The organism is Clostridioides sp. LIBA-7602 (assembly GCF_056688945.1).
The window spans coordinates 2471784-2490906 of the sequence record NZ_CP196991.1; the positions used below are offsets into that span (position 1 = coordinate 2471784).

The following is a 19123-nucleotide window of genomic DNA, read 5'->3' on the forward strand; positions in this document are numbered from 1 at the left end:
ATTGTATTTTTCTTTAATTTTAACTCACCTCCACTTACTTATTTACTCAACTTACTTATATCAAAGCTTAAACAACTTGCAAATAAACGTTCATAATCTTCTAGTAATGATAATTCTAAGTAATCACATGTTTTCAAAACATCATTTACTTCAGCTCTTTTTGATATATCTAAAAGGCATAAAATTGCACCACTTTTAGAAGAATTTCCAATATAACTAATTTTATCTTTAAATTCTATAGGAACCATTCCTACACCAACAATACTTTCAACCTTTAAATGTGCTCCAAATTGACCTGCTATTATTACTTTGTCAATATCTCTAGGATTTAATTTTAAATTATGTAACATAGATAAAATACCAGATAAAATAGCTCCTTTTGCTAGCTGAACTTGTCTAATATCATTTTGAGTAATATATATGTTATGTTTTTTAGATAATACTATACTTCTCTTTTTGCCATCCTCTACCAAAAGATTTTTAAGAAATTTATCCTCATTAAAATCATCTTTTTTCTTTACTCTTCCGCTCTTATTAATCAGACCCGCTTTGTATATTTCAGATATAGAATCTAAAATACCACTTCCACAAATACCATTTGGGTTTCCCTGTCCTATAATATCTATTTGTATCCCCTCATCTTTAATACTTATTCCCTCAATAGCTCCCTCACCTGCTCGTACTCCACAAGTTATATTCATTCCTTCTAATGCTGGTCCGGCAGCACATGAACATGCGATTAACTTTCCACAATCAGATAAAATCATTTCTCCATTAGTTCCTATGTCTATGAAAAGTATCTTCTGATTTACTTTTTTTAAATTTGTGACAATAGCACCTGCAGTAATATCAGCACCTATAAATGCAGACACACTTGGTAAGCAGTAAAGCCTTGTATAATTTGATACTTCTAGACCTATATCTGAAGCTAAAAAAGTCTTACTATCTTTAAACATCGGTCTATATGGATTTACTCCTAAACTTTTAGGATTTATTCCTAAGAGTAAATGTAACATTGTAGTATTTGCAGCAATTGATATATCATAAATGTTTTCCTTTGCTATTTTATTATCCTCACACAAATAATTAAATAGATTATTTAAACATTCAACAACCACTTTACTTAGAATTTCTGCTCCATTTTTCTCTTTTGATGCAAAATTAATTCTTGATAATACATCCAACCCATAGCTTTTTTGAGGATTTATAGAAGAAGCACTTTTAATTTCTTTGCCAGTATTTAAATCTATTAATGATACCACCATAGTAGTTGTACCAATATCAACTGCAAATCCATATATCAAACTTCTTGTATCTCCATTTTCTATGGATATAATCTTTCCATCATATCTAGTTATTGTATAGGTCTCTCCTTCTTTTAAGTTAGAAAACCTTTTTATTACATTTAAGGGTAAACTTTCTTTATCTTCTAATAATAATTTTTCTACTGCGTCACTTTGTAAAAGAGACTTTTCTGAAAATATCTTACATTCTTTTCTTACAGCAGGATTTAAATCAAACTTAGGCATATAACCTTCATCTAATACTTCTACCTTTTTTTCATCATGCAACAATTCTATATCAATATCTCCATCTACTTGATATAAACATGCTAACCTAATATTATCTAAAACTTCTTCCTCACTTAAAAACCTTCTTTGTTCCTCTAAATTCTTATCTTTAATATTACTTAAGATTTTAACTTTACATTTTCCACAATACCCTTTACCTGCACAAGGGTTTTCAATCATTATTCCATTTTCTTTTAAAATTTCTAACAAATTTTTTCCAGAATCAAACTTTAATCTTTTTTTTTCTCCATATCCATCATTTACAGTTAATATGTACATTTTGACACCTACCATATGCTTAACATTCACTTTCTCGTGCACTTAGAACCATTGATTGTATATTTTTAATTGGAGTCCTAGCTCCTATTCCACATGCTGGAGATAAAATATTTATACCATTCTTTATACATCTTCTTCCTATTTCTCCAACCTTATCCTCAGTTCCATATTCAAGGGCATATGTGCTTACATTACCAATAATTGCTTTGTTAGGAACATTTAATACAACCTGTTTTTCATCAGTTATTGAATCAAAACTTATACCTAAACTATGAATACTATTCAATTGAGGATATATAGTTTTTAATCTTCCACAAATATGTACTATGCTTGGAATATTATTGTCTTCTTCATTTAATGAATCTAAAATTCTATTTATATATGGAACCACAAATTCTTCAAATTTTTTAGGTCCAAGTATTTCTCCTGTAGCACTTGGGTCAGCAATAGCTATTAAATCTGCACCAGCTTCAATTTGTGCCTTTGCAAATTTAATTATATTTTCTGTAACAAACTCTAAAAACTTATGAACATTTTCTCTATCTTTTCTTAATTCTCTATAAAATATAGTAGGTTCAATTAAAGATGTTGCAACGCTTATTGGACCAACTACATTAGCAATGATAGGTACATCACTATCTTTAGTTTTTAAATACTTAATTGCATCTATAACAACTTTTGCTCGTCCAATATTTACATCAAGTTCTTTTAATTTTACGTAATCAGATATTGTGTCCATAGGATAAAAGTTTACTCTAGGCTCTGTAATTTTAGTTCCAAAATCAACTTTAGCTCCCATTGCCTCAGCTTCTATAGTCATACAAAATGGTACTCCACAATTTTCAAAACCATCATTTTCATAGATACCATAAGTGAGTTCTGCCATTTTAATAGCATCAAAATGTGCATCAGGCCAACTTATTCCTTTCATATCCATCACATCTTCTACAACCATGTTCATCATACCACCAGGGCAAATACAAGGAGGTCTATCAACAGACTCTCTATTTAAAACCTTCAATAATCTCTCTTTGCAAGTATACAAATTAATTTACCATCCTTTTTATATAATATAAATAACGCTTAGGATACTAATTTTTTTGCTAATTCAACAGCTTTTGCTGCTGATGGTGAATATCCATCTGCACCTATCTTTTTAGCATAGCTTTCAGATATAGGACCACCACCTATCATTATTTTGAAACTATCTCTTATCCCCTGACCTTTTAAATCTTCTATTAAAACTTCCATATTATCCATAGTTGTAGTCATAAGAGTAGACATTGCTATGATATCAGCATTTACTTCCTTAGCTTTTTCAACAAATTCACTCATAGGTATATCTCTTCCTAAATCGTAAACTTCAAATCCAGCTGTTTCTAACATTATTTTTACTATATTTTTTCCAATATCATGAGTATCACCTTGCACAACACCCATTACTATTTTTCCAGTTTTTTTTGAATCTTCTTTTTTAATGTGAGGTTTTAAAACATCAATACCTGCATTCATTGCATCTGAACATAAAAGTAGTTCTGGAACATAATATTCTTCTTCTTCATACAACTCACCAGCTCTTTGCATTCCAACAGAAAGCCCCTTATCTATTCCTTCAAATGCGTCAAAATCTTGTTTTAAATACTCTTTTGCTATCTCTACTACTTGTTCTTCTTCCATCTCAACTACGTTATAAGCTAATTTTTTTAACAATTCCTCTTTTTCTTTACTCATATATATTTCCCCCTTAACCAATTTAATTTTCATTTTTCCAATGTTTAAAACTGAACAATAATAGTAACTATAAAGTCAGTTTTAAAATACTTTTATGTCAAAATAATTTATCTTATCTTAAATTTAATATTTTTATTATTTTTTGTCTAATATGAAAAATCTATTTACTAACTAACATATATTCAAAGAGTCTATTCCATAATATCAATATAAATATCTTAATCATATCTTCCAAAATCTTCTACTGCTCTTACCATAGCTTGTACATTACATGCTGGAGCAAGAGGAGTTAATGCACAATCTGGCATCAATATAAATCCTCCTGGAGAATATTTCATTTGTTCAATTGCTTTTCTACTCTCTTCATATACATCTTCAGGTTTGCCTGAATGTATAATAGAATTCCTTACATTTCCACCAATAATGTATTCATCACCCAAAATTTCTGCTGTCTCCCTCATATCCATCTCATAACCTAATGTAAATACAGTTCTGCTTGGTAATTTTAATTCGTTTGTCCAGTATTTTAAATTTTCCTTATGGTCTCCACAAAGATGTACTATCCATTTCTTAATACCCCATGCTTGATACATATCTTGAATCTCTTTTATATATGGAATAGAGAATCTTTCAAAATCTTTTGAAGAAATAATTCCATGAGATTCCATAGGATATGCTGAAAATGTTGATATTTTTTCTACACCAAATATATCTATGCTTTTCTTTGTTATTGCCATCATGTAATCAGTCACCATCCTAAGAAGATGATGTATTACTTCAGGGTCTTTTCTTAAGGATTTTAATAATAGTTCTGTTCCTAAAATACTTTGTACTCCACCAAATGGAGAACCTGATGGAACGGAAAATCCAAACCCATTTTCCACACATATTTTAGCAAATTTCAAAGACCTAATTGCTGATGGTGCAGTGTCTACATCAGGCATTTTTAGATTTTTAACATCTTTTATATCCTCTATAGGTCTTCTTATTACTTTTGGCAATCTTATTCTTGGAGTTTCTGAAAACATTAATTCACCACCAAAATCCCAAGTTTGCCATTCTGGAATAGCATAACCTGGAGTAGCATCGTACTTATGTAAATTTATTGAACACATTTGAGCTTTAAAAGCTTTTTCAGGTTCCATATAATATTCTTTTGAAGAATAATTTGAAATGTTAGCAGCATATAAAGTAACGTTTGGATTAACTGGTATACGGTCTAACTTTTCTTTATTCATTAATGCCTTCATTCTTTCAGCAGAAGTCAATTCCATCATCATCATCTCCTAATTTAATATATTGTTTGATAAGTTATTATAGTAACATAGAAAAAATCACCTTAAAAATTTCAACTTTTAAGGCAATTTCTTTCTCTGTGTCTATTTATCTAACTTAACATTTTTTTGAGCATCTTTTAAGAAAGTATCATCTATAGCCTTTTCACGAGGTATTTCTTGTTTAATAACACCTGAAGCCATAGACATTCTATTTATAGCTGCATACCCATCATCAGTGAAACTTCCATCTTTAGAATATATATTATTATCTTTTATTTCTTTTACAGAATCTTCAAGCATTTCATTTCCTGGGAATAATGGTTTCAATGTTTCTATTATTTTTTCTGCAGAATTTTCATTTGTCCATAATATAGCTTTATATATAGCATTTACATATTTTTGTACTGTTTCTGGATTTTCTTTTATGTATTTGTCTGTAGTAAATGTTATATACATTTCATAATTTTCAGAACCAATTAATTTTTTATGAACTTCTGGATTATATATATCTTCAACTAACTTATTACCTGCATCAAGTACAATTTTACGAGCAGACGGAGATACATAACTACCTGCAACATCTTCTTTTTCCAAAGCTGCAACTAATGCTGAGTTGGGAAGATTTACATATGTAGCATCAGTATCTGGATTAAGACCATTTTCTTTTAACACAGAACGTACAAATGCTCTAGGAGATGAACCACTATCAGCCCCATTTATAGTTTTACCTTTCATATCTTTTACGCTACTATATTTTGGTGCTACCACAAATGAATATGGATATTTTTGTGTAGTTGAAAGTAATAACTTAGTACCTTGATTTTTTTCATTAAAACCTAAAATCATTTCTGGCCCATATAGACCAAATTGAGCATCACCAGATAACACTGGTGCTGTTGGCATATCACTTTGAACTGTAACAAATTCCACATCTAAACCTTCTTCTTCAAAGAATCCTAGTGCTTTTGCTAAGTATGCTGGTCCCCAAAGCTCACCTCTAACTGGTTCAGATACTTTAACCTTTTCTAATTGTTTTGTTTCTTTTTTACCATTGTTTGAACTCTTGTCTTCTTCTTTTCCAGAGCTACAAGCAACCATGCCTAATAACATAACACCACATAATAAAATTGAAATAAACTTTTTCATATTTTCTCTCCTCACATTATTTTTTAGTCAATACTCTCTCTCCATCTTAAAATTCTTTTTTCCACATGTTTTAATATATAATCAAGCATTGACATTATAAACATCATTAAAAAGATACAAGATAGTACTCTTGTAATATTGTAAACTCCTCCAGCTGCTTGCACCATCCATCCTAAACCCTGATTAGAACCTAAATATTCTCCAACTATTGCACCTAAAACCGAAGCTCCTGCTCCTGAACGTAAACTAGCCATAATCCAAGGAACACAGGAAGGTAATATTACTTTTTGTATAATTTGCAACTTGGATGCACCCATAATTTTTAATGTATTTATTAAATTTATATCTACATTTTTAAAACCTGCATACGCATTAAAAAACACCAAAAAGAACACCATTATTGCAGCCATAAAAATTTTGGCTTGTAACCCTATTCCAAACCAAATTATAAATAAAGGCCCAAGTGATAGTTTTGGTAATCCATATAATCCTACTAATATTGGGTCGAATATGTCTGCTAAAAGTGGTATATTTCCAAATAAAAATGCTATTATTACGCCAAATACTACACCATAAAACAAACCAAATAATGAAGCTTTTAATGTTATATAAATATGAGGCCATATTTCACCTGTATTAAACATAGCTATTAAATCTTTTATGATGTTTAATGGTGAACTAAAGAAAAAAGTATTAATGAGATTATTGTCAGATAGATATTCCCAGACCATTAAAAATATCACTATAAAAATTAAACAATAACATTTTTTTAGTATTTTTTTAAGCTCCATACTCACCCATCTCCTCTTTTCTTCCTTTTATTACTTCAGACTTTATATCATCCCAAATTTGCTTTTCTAATTCTATAAATTGAGGGCTTGATTTACTTTCTATATTATTACGTGGCCTAGGTAAATCTACAATATATTCTGATTTAATAGATGAAGGTCTGTAACTCATAAGTATAATTCTATCTGCCAATGTTATTGCTTCTGATATATCATGAGTAATATACACAATAGTATTTTTTCTTTTTTCCCAAATATTTAGAATTTCATCCTGTAGCAATTCTCTTGTAAATACATCTAATGGACCAAATGGTTCATCCATAAAAATAACATCTGGGTCTTGTGCTAAAGCACGCATTATAATCGCTCTTTTTCTCATCCCTCCAGAAAGCTCATATGGATATTTTTCCTCAAAACCAGCTAAACCACTAGTTTGCATAAGCTCTTTTGCCAATTTTATTCTATGTTTTTTGTCTTCTCCCCTTATCTCAAGACCAAGAGCAATATTATCAACTATCTTTCTCCAAGGAAGTAAAGTATCCATTTGTGATATGTATCCTATTTTATGTTTCCCAAAATGCAATGGTTTTCCGTCAATTAAGACTTCTCCTTTTGTAGGTTTTAACATACCACACATTATGTTTAAAAGTGTACTTTTTCCACATCCACTAGAACCAACAATAGCTAAAAACTCTCCTTTTTTTACAGAAAGGTCTATATCATTAATAGCATGTATACGTTCTCCATTTTTAGATTGATAATAATGAGTAATATTTTTTAAAATTAATGTATTTGTGTTTTCCATTTCAATACCCCTTATTTATATACTACAAATATAATACAATTTTCTATTTATTATATTATACTTCGACTTTGAACAACATAAGTTTAATATGTTTTCCATTCTTTGTCCAATAGCAAAAAACTATCTCCAATAACCATATTATAGTATCCAACTATATCCATAAAAAAAACTACATTAAGTTTGTTATAATACAAACTCAATGTAGCCTTTCATAAAAAACATCTTACATCTAAGTGCAAGTCGCTATTTATATTTGATTTATTTATTAAATTTTAATGCTCCTGTAGGACATACCATTACACAAGGTAAATCCATACCACATTCATGTCTTTCAACACACCCATTACACTTATTTGCCTTGCCATCCTTGCCATAATTCAAAGCTCCATATTCACAAGCTTTTTCACAAAGTTTACATCCTATACAGTTTTGATTATCCAATAAAACAAACCCATCTTCTTTTTTAAAACAGTCTTTAGGACATATATCCAAACATTTTGGCTCATCACAATGAATACATGCTAACGAAAAATATTCTATATTTTCACCATCTTCCATTGTAAATACACGTCTAAAAAGTTCGCCATTATCTATATCATTATCATTTTGGTCTACACAAGCAAGTAAACATGCTCCACATGCTGTACATAATTCTTTATTAAATTTAAATAAACTTTTCATTATATCCCTCCATCTATCTATTTATCTTTTCAATCTTACACTTACAACTTCTATATGCAGGGAATCCACTATAAGGGTCAAAATTATCACAAATAATGCTATTTACATCAGCTTCTCTGTATCCATGATACATATGTATATTTCTGTATAAGACTCTGTCTGTAACATTAACTTTTACATTTAAACTTCCTATTTTAGTAGTTATTTTTATATAATCTCCACTGATAACATCCAATTCTTTTGCATCTAAACTAGAAATATCGCAACTAGCTTCATTTTTTAATAGTCTTGAAAGTTTGACATCATGAAGTCTTGAATGTAGTGCATTTGGAATTCTTGCTCCAGATGTCAATAGATGAGTATAATCATTATCTATATCATCATTAAATCCTGTATATGTTGGTAGTGCATCTAGTCCAAAATCTTTGTATTTTTCAATAATTACAGATTTCAATTCAAACTTAGATGTACTCGTATCATATCCATCTCTTGTATATGAACCCACTATGTATGGTTTAAAATCTTTACATTTTAATGGTAAATCACTTTCTTTAAGTTTGTCCACATCCACACAGGTATCTTTGAACATATGTCTTATACTTACTTCATAACCTGCCTTTAATAAATCATCATCTATCTCCATAACATTTGCTAAATCTGAAAGTATTTCTACGTCTGATTTTGAATCATATAATGTATCAATGACTTTTTTAGTATATGTAATATATCCACCTGGATAACTCTTACATTCTTCTCTTTCAAAAGATGTACATGCAGGTAAAAGTATATCTGCATATTTTGATGCGTCTGTCATAAATAAATCTATATTTACAAAAAAATCTACAGTATCTAATGCTTTAAAAAGTCTACCCGAATTAGGAAACATTCTAGCATTTATGCCATGACAAAATAAAGCTTTTATTTCATATGGTGTTTTTTCTTCTATTTGTCTTGTTAAATCCATCGCTTGAAACTGAGTCACCATCTCATTCCATAGAGGAAACCTTTCTCCACCAATTCTTTCATTTATATTTTTAGGTAGAACTTCTTTCACAAACTCTTTTTCTAGTGCCTGAAATCCACCTAACTTACCAGCAAAATAATCTTGTTTTGGTATATTACCACCTACTCTATCATAATTACCTGTTATAGCAGATAAAGACATCATTGCTCTATAGTTTTGAAATCCATTTTGATGATGCACTATTGGAGCTGCGCTTTCATTTATGCAAAACGGACCTTGCGACAACATATCTACTGCCTTTGCTATGTCATCCTTAGAAACTCCTGTAATCTTACTTACAGTATCTAAATCAAATGACTTTACATATTCTTTATATTCATTAAATCCATGTACATGTTTTTCTATGTATTCTTTATCTATTAAATCTCTTTGTATAAATAGATTTGCCATCCCAAGAGCTAAAGCTCCATCAGTCCCAGGTTTAACTCTCAAATGAAGGTCTGCTACTTTTTGAGTTGTTGGTGTTATTCTAGGGTCTACAATTATAAATTTTACACCTTTTTCTTTTAATTTTGTTAGATTTACACTATTTAAAAATTTAGAGTAGTATGGATTAAATCCCCACCCTAAGTAAGTCTTTGTATTTTCCATATCTTGCATTGTAAAGTTTCTCCCAGTAGCAACATTTCCAGCCATCTGTGCAGATGTTGAGCATGAGCTAGATTCTGTACCGTAGTTAGGAGAACCAAATGAAGATGCAAACCTTTGTAAAAACGGTCTATACCATTTTCCATAACCTGTAAAAAATGCCACATGTTTTGCTCCATAATCACTCTTTATTTTATTTAACCTCTCTCCTATTTCACTATAAGCCTCTTCCCATGATATTGGCTTAAACTTACCTTCACCTCTTTTACCAATTCTCTTTAGTGGTGTCTTTATTCTATCTTCTCTATAGATATACTCCCTATTACAAAGACCTTTCGTACATAACAATCCCTTATTCATTGGATGTTCTTTTGTACCTTCTATTTTTATTATTTTACCATCTTTAACATATGCATCAATTCCACAATGTACTCCTGGAGAACAAATATCACACAAAGTTCTCTTTATTTCTATACCAGTTTCTTCACATGGTATTTTAGCTTTAAGCAAGTTACAATTATTCATATCGACACTCTCCTTTCCCAATAATAAATATAATTATTAAACTTATTATACATTCTTTTTATTCAAATATCATACTTTAAATCCTATATATTATAATATCAAGAATATTTTAATAATAAAGCTTTATATTTTTAATATTTATTTAGATAATTATTTTTAATTCATAGTTTATAAGATAATATGATAAAAATCTAATAGTAAATTATTATTTACATGTATCTTATGATAGATAAAAGCTATTTATATATACTTTAATTTAAGCTACAGATTTAGAGTGTAAATTAAATGCATTTAGATTATAATATATACAGTGAGGTAAGGTGAATAAAATGAAAATAGATATGATATATAAATTAATAAAAAGAAATACAGAACCATCAAGGTGGTCAAGAGGTGTAAAATACTACACTAATCAGTTGGTTGATTATATAGACATAGATATTGATGACCTACAAAATAATCTGTTGACATTTCGTGGTGGAGTAAATTCTGAAGATAATTATAGCTTTTACTTTAGTTCAATAACTATAGATATAAGACACTTTAAGATAATTGAAAATGACTGTAGCTGTGCTGATTGTCAATCAAAAGGTACAAATCAAAGACTTTTTATATGTAAACATATAGTTGCTATTGTTATAAAAAGCTTAAAACAAATAAAAAATAAAAAAGATGTTCCTCCTATTTTAATAGACATATTAGGTGATAATAAGGATAAAATTTCTAATACTAATTCTAAAACTAACTTAGACTTAAGTAAGCAATTGCTTTCTTTTTTAGATAATACTAAAAAAGAAAGAGTTAATTTAGATGTATTAATAAATGTTGATTCAAATAAAGCAATTGCTGAATTTAAAATTGGAATTGATAAGATGTATATTCTAAAAAATATTACTGAATTTGCATATTCAAAACTTAATGGATATGAATTAGATTTTGGGAAAAAATTTATTTACAATCCTAACATTCATTATTTTGCTGATGAAGACGAGAAATTAGTAGATATTATAGAAGAATATGGTACAAATCTTTCATACAATTTTTCTTCATCATATTCAAAAAAGTTTATGGAGATAAATGCAAGTTCTTTAAAACAGTTTTTAAATGCTATTGAATACAAAGATTTTACCCTTATTTTTTCTAAAAAAGAATACCATCCAAGAATATTAAAGGATGCTTTGCCAGTAAAGTTTAATTTTAAAAATATAGAAGATAAAATAGTCTTATCTTCTCAAGATTCACTACCTGTTCCACTTACTAAAAAAAATGATGTACTTTTATATGATGGTAATCTATACTTGTTATCACATAAAAAAGCTCATGATTATTCAAAAATCTATCAAGTATTATCAAAATCTAAAGAATTAAAGTTTGATAAAGAAGATTCTAAAGATGTTTTAGGATTGTTAGTACCTAAATTAAGAGCTATATCTCAAGAAGTCTATTTAGATGATAATATAACAAATAATATAACAAAAGATTTTAAAGCTGAATTTTACTTTGATATGATTGATGGAAACATCTGTTGTGATATAAAGTATATATATGACAATGAAGAGAAAAAGTTTATACTTCCCAACACACAAAAAGAAGCTAAAATTGAAAATAAAATAACTTCTTCGCAATTTGTAAAAGAAAATAACAGTTATGTATTTAAAGGAAGTGATTATGACCTATTTACATTTTTAGATTCACAATTAGAATCTTTAAAAGAATTTGGAGATATATATTATTCTGAGAAGTTTAAATTGAAAAAGATATATAATTCTTCATCAATTCAAGCTTCAATTAATCAAACTAATCAAAATTATTTAGAATTTAATTTTAATATATCTGATATAAATCCAAAAGAGTACAAGTCTATTCTGAAAGCTTTTCAAGAGAAACGTACTTTTTATAAGCTTAAAGATGGAAATTTTATAGACTTATCAGAGAGAGAAACAAAAGATTTTTTTGAATTAGTTGAAAATCTAGATATAATAGATAAATCAAAAAACAACAAAATTCATAATAATAAAGCTCTATATATAAATGACATGATAAAAGGTAAAAATTTAAAATTTATAGAGGGCAAAAAAGAATTAGACAGCATTTGTGAAAAATTTAGAAATTTTGATAGTATAAATTTAGATATTCCAAACAATTTAAAAGCAGACCTTCGTGACTACCAAATAAATGGTTTTAATTGGTTTAAAGTTTTAGATTATTATAAATTCGGTGGTATACTAGCTGATGAAATGGGCCTTGGTAAGACAATACAGACTATTGCATTTTTATTATCATTATCCAACAAAAAAAGTCTTATTGTTACACCCACATCACTTATTTATAATTGGAAAAATGAATTTGAAAAGTTTGCTCCAGATATAAAAGTTTTATTGATACATGGAAGTAAGAGAGATAGAGAGAAATGTTTTATGGAGTTACAAAATTTCGACGTAATACTTACAACATATGGAACTCTTAGAAATGATTTAGAAAAATATAGTGAAATAAAGTTTGATTATTGTATAATAGATGAGGCTCAAAATATCAAAAATCCAGTAGCTTTAGTAACTGAATCTGTAAAAAGTATAAATGCAGAAAATAAATTTGCACTTACTGGCACACCTATGGAAAATAATTTGCTAGAATTGTGGTCTATATTTGATTTTATAATGCCTGGTTATTTATATAGTAAAACAAAATTTCAAGAGCTATTCATAAATAAAGAAGATAATGTTAAAAATTTAAAAAAACTGATAAAACCTTTTATTCTTAGAAGAAGCAAAAAACAAGTTATGAAAGAGCTTCCAGATAAAATTGAGAAAAACTTTTTTGTAGAGCTAAATAAAGAACAGAAAAAGGTATATAGTGTATATGCAAAAGATATACAAGATAAAATAAAAGATAAAAATCTAAAAAAAGATAAAATAGTTATATTTTCCTATTTAACAAAACTAAGACAGCTTTGTTTAGACCCAAGTATAGTAGTAAAAGATTACAGTAAAAAAAGTTCAAAAATTGAAACATGTTTAGAAATACTTAGAGATAGTATAAATGAAAACCACAAGATATTACTGTTTTCACAATTTACATCTGTACTTAAAAACATAAGTAAAGAACTTGATAAGTACAAAATTGAATACCATTATATAGATGGCAAGACTAATGCTAAAGAAAGACTTGAACTCGTAGATACATTTAATACAAGTACGGATAAAAAAGTTTTTTTAATATCTTTAAAAGCAGGTGGAACTGGTTTAAACCTTACATCTGCTGATATGGTAATTCACTTTGACCCATGGTGGAATCCATCGGTGGAAAATCAAGCTAGTGATAGAGCTCATAGATTTGGGCAAAAAAATTCAGTACAAGTTATAAAATTAATTGCTAAAGGAACTATAGAAGAAAAAATAATAAAATTACAGGAAAGTAAAAAAGAACTTATAAACCAATTTATAAATGGAGAATTATCCAATGAAGGTGTCTTGAAAAGTTTGTCTGATGATGAGATAATAGATTTATTTAATTAAAGTATTTAATCTTAAAGCTTAACTATATAAATTTATTCTAAAATTTATATAGTTAAGCTACATTTTATGTAAATCCTAAAACTTTAAATAATCGTATTATTAAATTATTCTTTTAAAAATTTCTTTGCTACATTTGCAAAACTTAAGCCATTTGATAAGATAGCTGGATGACCACCTTTATCAAACAAGTGCATTTTACCATTTTTAATTTTTTTAAGAATTGCTGAAAAAGTATTTTCAAAAAAATCATGAGATACTAAAGATACAAATTCATCTTCTTTACTTCCTGTTAAAAGTACATCTGGTTGCATAGTTTCTAGAGGTTTATGAAAAAATTTACCTATAGTTTTATAGTGTTCAAAAATAGCTTCTGTATCATTATCTATAACTTTTTCCCAGTTGTCTCCTTGATTATAAATATAAAAAGCTTTTGCACCATCATCTTTTTTTGATTCTTCACGCTCTGTTTTCACGTTTTTTACAAATGATTCTAAAGGAACTTCTCCCTCAAAACTGTCTGCTATTACTTTATTAACTAAGTCAGGTCTTTCAAGAGCAACATTTAATGCTACAAGAGCCCCTCCACTACTGCCAATTATATTCACCTTTTTATAATTCATTTTTTCTAAAAAGCATATAACTTGCATAGACTCATCAAACCATAAATCTACAGAGAATTTATCTACCATTTCAGATTGACCATGACCTACAAAATCTATTAATATTACCTTATATTCATCTTTATAAAAATCAACTACTTCATTAAACATTTTAGAAGAAGCAGTATTACCATGTAAAAAAAGTAATGGTGTACCCTCTCCTATCTCGTTATAGTAGCATTTCTTGTCATTATAGGTAAAATATGCCATATATTCCCCTCCTCCAGTATCTTTATAAATACATGTTTATAACTTATATTCATAGTGACTATTGTTATAAACATTTAAGACCATTATAGCTTACTTTTTAAAGTTTTGTAACTTAATAATTTTTTAAAAATATAAAATTATTTTATTTTATTAAACTTAATTCACATTCTTAACTTCAACTATCTCATATCTCTCTTTACTTTAACTATCTTTTTCTTTATAGGTATTTCTTTATATTTTTTTGATATTAAATCTCCTTTATAATTCAATATATCTACATATGAACACAAATCTTGAACTTCTATTACACCTATATCATCATTAGTAACTCCTTTTAGGTTGCTAAACGCCCCAACTATATCTAAAACTCTTATTTTCTTTTTTTTCCCAGCATTTAAATATAATCTTACCACTTCATCTTCTGAATTTAGTTTTGTATCTTTTCCTTTTTGATAACTTTTACTGACTTTCTTTCTTTTTAATGCTTCTTTTAAAAGGTCTTTTGAATATTCATTAAACAATCTTTTACCTAACATAATTCTATTTTTTTCTATTGTAGGTATTTCATCTATTTTATATCCTATATATTCTTGTATTCCATCCAGATATTTTTCATCTTGTATATCTACTATAGTAATGGCTTTTCCACTACTTCCTTTTCTTCCAGTTCTACCTATTCTATGTATGTAGTTTTCTTTATCATAAGGTACATCATAGTTTACAACTAAGGAAATATCATCAATATGTATTCCTCTAGATGCTACATCACTGCTAACTAATACATTGAACTTTAAATCTTTAAAATCCTTAATCACAAAGATTCTTTTTTCTTGTGATAAATCAGCATGTAACTGCCTTACCAAAAAACCATCTTTACTCATTTTATTATATAATCTAGATACTTTTTCTCTAGTATTACAAAAAATTATTACACTCTTTGGATTCTCACTGTATATTAACTCTTTTAAAATTACATACTTATCTCTTTCATTCGATTTTACTATTTTATCATCTATTTGTTTTATTTTCTCATTGTTTTTATCTTCATTTTCATCTATATTTATAATATTATAGTTTAGCATATATTTTTCACATATATATCTTATCTCTTCATTCATTGTAGCTGAAAAAAGCCCTATCGTTTTTTCTTTAGGCAAATTCGATAATATTTTTTCCATTTGTTCAACAAAACCTTTATTAAACATCTTATCAGCTTCATCTATTACTAAATACTTTATGTTTTCCAACTTAATAGTACCTTTATTTATATGGTCAATTATTCTACCTGGAGTAGCTACAACAATATGAACCCTTTGCTTTAATTCTGCTATTTGTTCTTTTATAGGTTGTTTACCAAATATAGCACTACATCTCACCTTCTTTAATCTTCCTATCCCTGATATCTCATCTTTTACTTGTAATGCTAGTTCTCTTGTTGGGACAACTATAAGTGCTTGAATATTATTGTGTTCTACATCTATATTTTCACATACAGGTATCGCAAAGCTTGCTGTTTTTCCACTTCCTGTTTTTGATTTCACTGCTATGTTTTGACCATCTAATAATTTTGGAATAACCTCTATTTGTACTCTAGAAGGTATATTATATCCTAAATTTTTTAAGGACTTAAGTATCTTTTCATCTAACTTAAAACTTTCAAATGTATATTTCATATATTACCACCTTGTCATATTTATCTTATCTCTTATATTTTTCTACATTATATTATTATAATACAAGGTTATAACATTTTTATATTATTTATTATATTTAACATAAAATAGATATTATATAAAGCTATAGTTTAGCTCTAAACAAGCTAGATTTCTGTATTTAAATACCCCTTGAATATATTGATAAATCAATACTTTCAAGGGGTATTTCTTGTTAATAACCAAAATAACATGTCTTTCGCAAGTTTAAATTATACTAATATATTGTGTTTTAGTTTGTATCTAAAATTGAAAGGTATTAATCAACACCTAAATCGCCATAATCTCACATACTTATATCTTTATTCAATATACCTTCTGTAATTAATCTTGCTATACAATCATAACCTGCTTCATTTGCTTTATTACAATCATTCACATTATCACAGAAAAAACTTTCAATTTGTATTGCAACTGGATTTGTATTTCTCAATATATATAAATTTTCTCTTTTTTTAGCTCCTCTATTTTCAAATAATTCTCCAAGTTTATTAGATACTCTTTTGGCATATTCTAACCCTTCATTACCATAATAAAGCACTTCTGTCCCAAGTTTTGTTCCATCACCTTTATTTAAATGTAGCTCTACTAATAAATCGTATTTACCACTATTTACTTTTGGAACTCTATAAAAAAATTCTTCTCTTTCTGACATAAAATGTCTTTCTGGACAAACTATTACATCTACTGTATTACCTTGACTTATAAGCATCTCAGCTAACATAGGAGCTAATTTTTTGTTATAGTTATATTCATCAACTATGCTACTTACACCTGTACTTTTGCCACCCTTTAGTATACTATGACCTACTGTTATGCATATTTTCATTTACTTTTTTCACCTTCTTTTAAGCCAATTTTTATATAATAGTAATATAATTTTAAAGTTATTACTAATAATAATATATTAATTGAAGAAGGCAAAAGTTCTCTGTGATTATCATTTTTTTAACATATTTGTCTTATTTTATCATAAATCTACACTTTTAAAATATTATATTATACTTATTATTTAGAATTACTTAAAATTAAGAATTTCTATTAATTATTTGTATATACAATATATATCAATATCTATGTTTTTTTATTTAATAAAATACTAGTTTAATAAATTTTAGCTTTGAAGAGTTAATAATACAATAAAAGTGATGTATTTATAAATAATTCATCTGTATTTAACTCATTTATTGATGTATGTTCAATTTTTACATTTATATTTTTCATATCCTCATAAACTATTCCAACTGGTGAACAAATAAAACAAGAAAATCCAAAAGTTTTTGTTATATTTTTTACTTTATTCTCATTAAAACTTGTTTGTTTCTTACAGTCACTTACATTTTCATTATTATTTTGTAAATCATTATCATAACCCTTTTCTTTCTGAATATTATCAGACTTGTTCACTACTTTGAACTTACTCCTATTTCTACAACTATAGTCCATTTCAAATTCTATACTACCAAAAACTATTAAATTACACAGTTTTAAATCTTTTCCTTTGTTTGTAGGATTTTTTATAGGTTTAACATCAAGTATCTTACTATTTATGTTTACTTTTAATATATCTTTTAGGTTTTTAGGCATCTTTAAAGAATTACTTATATTCAACTGCTTAAATACAGTTTTGTTTATATTGGTATAAACACTATTGCTTTCTACTGATATTCTTGTTGGAAATTTATCTAGGGTACACTTATAATAATAGTATATATTAGCGTTGTTTTTTATAACTCTATATGCTGAATTTGGCAAAACTACACTCTTAAAAGATATTATTTTTTTACAATTAGCATCTATTTTTCCTATGTAGAAACCTTGTTGTGGGTCTAATCCACATTTTATAATACCATTAACTTTTACAGTATTATTTATAAATTCTATATATTTAGAAATATAATCTTTAAAAAATATATTTCCTGTTTTATATCTACTCGTATTTGTAACAATAATAGTATAAGTCAAAATTTCGAATACAGATGCACATTTTTTATCAACATATTTTTCTACTTTTAAAATACTTCCACTTATATCATTTGAAAAGACATCATTAAAAGTAGTTTTAGTTATTCTCATTGCATCCACCTTTCTATAATTTAAAGATTACTCCATTTTAGAACTATTTTCATAACTTATAATTGCAGTCACACTAATAAATAAATTATTATCATCTAAAATAGACGATGTCATATCTTGTATAAGATACTTTAAATTAATTTTCTCTTTATTTTCTATTCTTCTAGGCATTTGTATAAATGTACTAAAAGGTATTTTTAACTTAAGTATATTTCTCTTATTAGAGCTTCTATTTCTCTTATTTCCCACATAATCTAGTATCACATTAGTATCTATATCACCAACTAAAATTAACTTCTTTCCCGTCATTTGCTCATCTTCTAATGATACACACTCCATCGTATCAACAAGACTTATATTATGAATATTCATATTACAAACAGATGTCTCCAATGAATTTACTATGGATTTTTTAGAAGCTAACTTAAAATTTTTATATGTATTAAATTGAGATAGATAAAAAGTATTTTCTAGTCTTTCACATCTTTCAAAATTATAGATTACCTTATTATTTTCATACATAATCACATCAATCT

The 19123-nt window shown here is 27.4% G+C and carries 15 protein-coding genes; 1 reads left to right on the forward strand and 14 read right to left on the reverse strand.

Going from position 1 to position 19123, the window contains the following annotated elements; translation table 11 throughout:
- Positions 1–38: 38 nt before the first annotated feature.
- The 9 genes from ACTG45_RS11935 to ACTG45_RS11975 all read right to left on the reverse strand — a co-directional run bounded on the left by ACTG45_RS11935 (position 39) and on the right by ACTG45_RS11975 (position 10415).
- Entirely contained in the window at positions 39–1850 is a 1812-nt protein-coding gene (locus ACTG45_RS11935; RefSeq protein WP_479919046.1) for an ASKHA domain-containing protein, read from the reverse strand.
- 19 nt (positions 1851–1869) lie between these two features.
- Positions 1870–2895 (reverse strand): methylcobamide:CoM methyltransferase MtbA, encoded by a 1026-nt coding sequence (locus tag ACTG45_RS11940; protein ID WP_044213618.1) that lies wholly within the window; start codon positions 2893–2895, stop codon positions 1870–1872.
- Positions 2896–2933: 38 nt separating this feature from the next.
- Positions 2934–3581, reverse strand: coding sequence for a corrinoid protein (locus tag ACTG45_RS11945; protein WP_021385005.1), 648 nt, complete (start codon positions 3579–3581; stop codon positions 2934–2936).
- Positions 3582–3799: 218 nt separating this feature from the next.
- A complete protein-coding gene (locus tag ACTG45_RS11950) occupies positions 3800–4858 on the reverse strand; it encodes a uroporphyrinogen decarboxylase family protein (protein WP_479919047.1) in 1059 nt (352 codons plus the stop codon).
- A 102-nt stretch (positions 4859–4960) separates the two neighbouring features.
- The gene (locus ACTG45_RS11955) at positions 4961–6004 is read right to left on the reverse strand and encodes an ABC transporter substrate-binding protein (protein ID WP_479919048.1); all 1044 of its coding nucleotides are present in this window, start codon (positions 6002–6004) and stop codon (positions 4961–4963) included.
- 23 nt (positions 6005–6027) lie between these two features.
- A complete protein-coding gene (locus tag ACTG45_RS11960) occupies positions 6028–6795 on the reverse strand; it encodes an ABC transporter permease (protein ID WP_021385026.1) in 768 nt (255 codons plus the stop codon).
- A complete protein-coding gene (locus ACTG45_RS11965) occupies positions 6785–7597 on the reverse strand; it encodes an ABC transporter ATP-binding protein (protein WP_479919049.1) in 813 nt (270 codons plus the stop codon). The genes ACTG45_RS11960 and ACTG45_RS11965 overlap by 11 nt, the downstream gene beginning before the upstream one ends.
- A gap of 258 nt (positions 7598–7855) precedes the next feature.
- Positions 7856–8278, reverse strand: coding sequence for a 4Fe-4S dicluster domain-containing protein (locus ACTG45_RS11970; RefSeq protein WP_479919050.1), 423 nt, complete (start codon positions 8276–8278; stop codon positions 7856–7858).
- 13 nt (positions 8279–8291) lie between these two features.
- Positions 8292–10415, reverse strand: coding sequence for a molybdopterin-containing oxidoreductase family protein (locus ACTG45_RS11975; protein ID WP_479919051.1), 2124 nt, complete (start codon positions 10413–10415; stop codon positions 8292–8294).
- Between the two features lie 329 nt (positions 10416–10744).
- Here ACTG45_RS11975 and ACTG45_RS11980 point away from each other — a divergent pair, with 329 nt between their 5' ends.
- The gene (locus ACTG45_RS11980) at positions 10745–13930 is read left to right on the forward strand and encodes a DEAD/DEAH box helicase (RefSeq protein WP_479919052.1); all 3186 of its coding nucleotides are present in this window, start codon (positions 10745–10747) and stop codon (positions 13928–13930) included.
- Between the two features lie 104 nt (positions 13931–14034).
- On the opposite strand, the gene ACTG45_RS11985 is transcribed toward ACTG45_RS11980, so the two are convergent.
- The 5 genes from ACTG45_RS11985 to ACTG45_RS12005 all read right to left on the reverse strand — a co-directional run bounded on the left by ACTG45_RS11985 (position 14035) and on the right by ACTG45_RS12005 (position 19109).
- Positions 14035–14799 (reverse strand): alpha/beta fold hydrolase, encoded by a 765-nt coding sequence (locus ACTG45_RS11985; protein WP_479919053.1) that lies wholly within the window; start codon positions 14797–14799, stop codon positions 14035–14037.
- Between the two features lie 179 nt (positions 14800–14978).
- Complete coding sequence (locus ACTG45_RS11990) at positions 14979–16472, reverse strand: DEAD/DEAH box helicase (RefSeq protein WP_479919054.1); 1494 nt, start codon at positions 16470–16472, stop codon at positions 14979–14981.
- A 325-nt stretch (positions 16473–16797) separates the two neighbouring features.
- Complete coding sequence (locus ACTG45_RS11995) at positions 16798–17340, reverse strand: N-acetylmuramoyl-L-alanine amidase (protein ID WP_021385077.1); 543 nt, start codon at positions 17338–17340, stop codon at positions 16798–16800.
- Between the two features lie 299 nt (positions 17341–17639).
- Positions 17640–18587 carry a hypothetical protein gene (locus ACTG45_RS12000; RefSeq protein ID WP_021385066.1) on the reverse strand — a complete coding sequence of 316 codons (948 nt, stop codon included), beginning with the start codon at positions 18585–18587 and terminating at the stop codon, positions 17640–17642.
- A 27-nt stretch (positions 18588–18614) separates the two neighbouring features.
- Positions 18615–19109 carry a hypothetical protein gene (locus ACTG45_RS12005; RefSeq protein WP_479919055.1) on the reverse strand — a complete coding sequence of 165 codons (495 nt, stop codon included), beginning with the start codon at positions 19107–19109 and terminating at the stop codon, positions 18615–18617.
- Positions 19110–19123 lie beyond the last annotated feature (14 nt).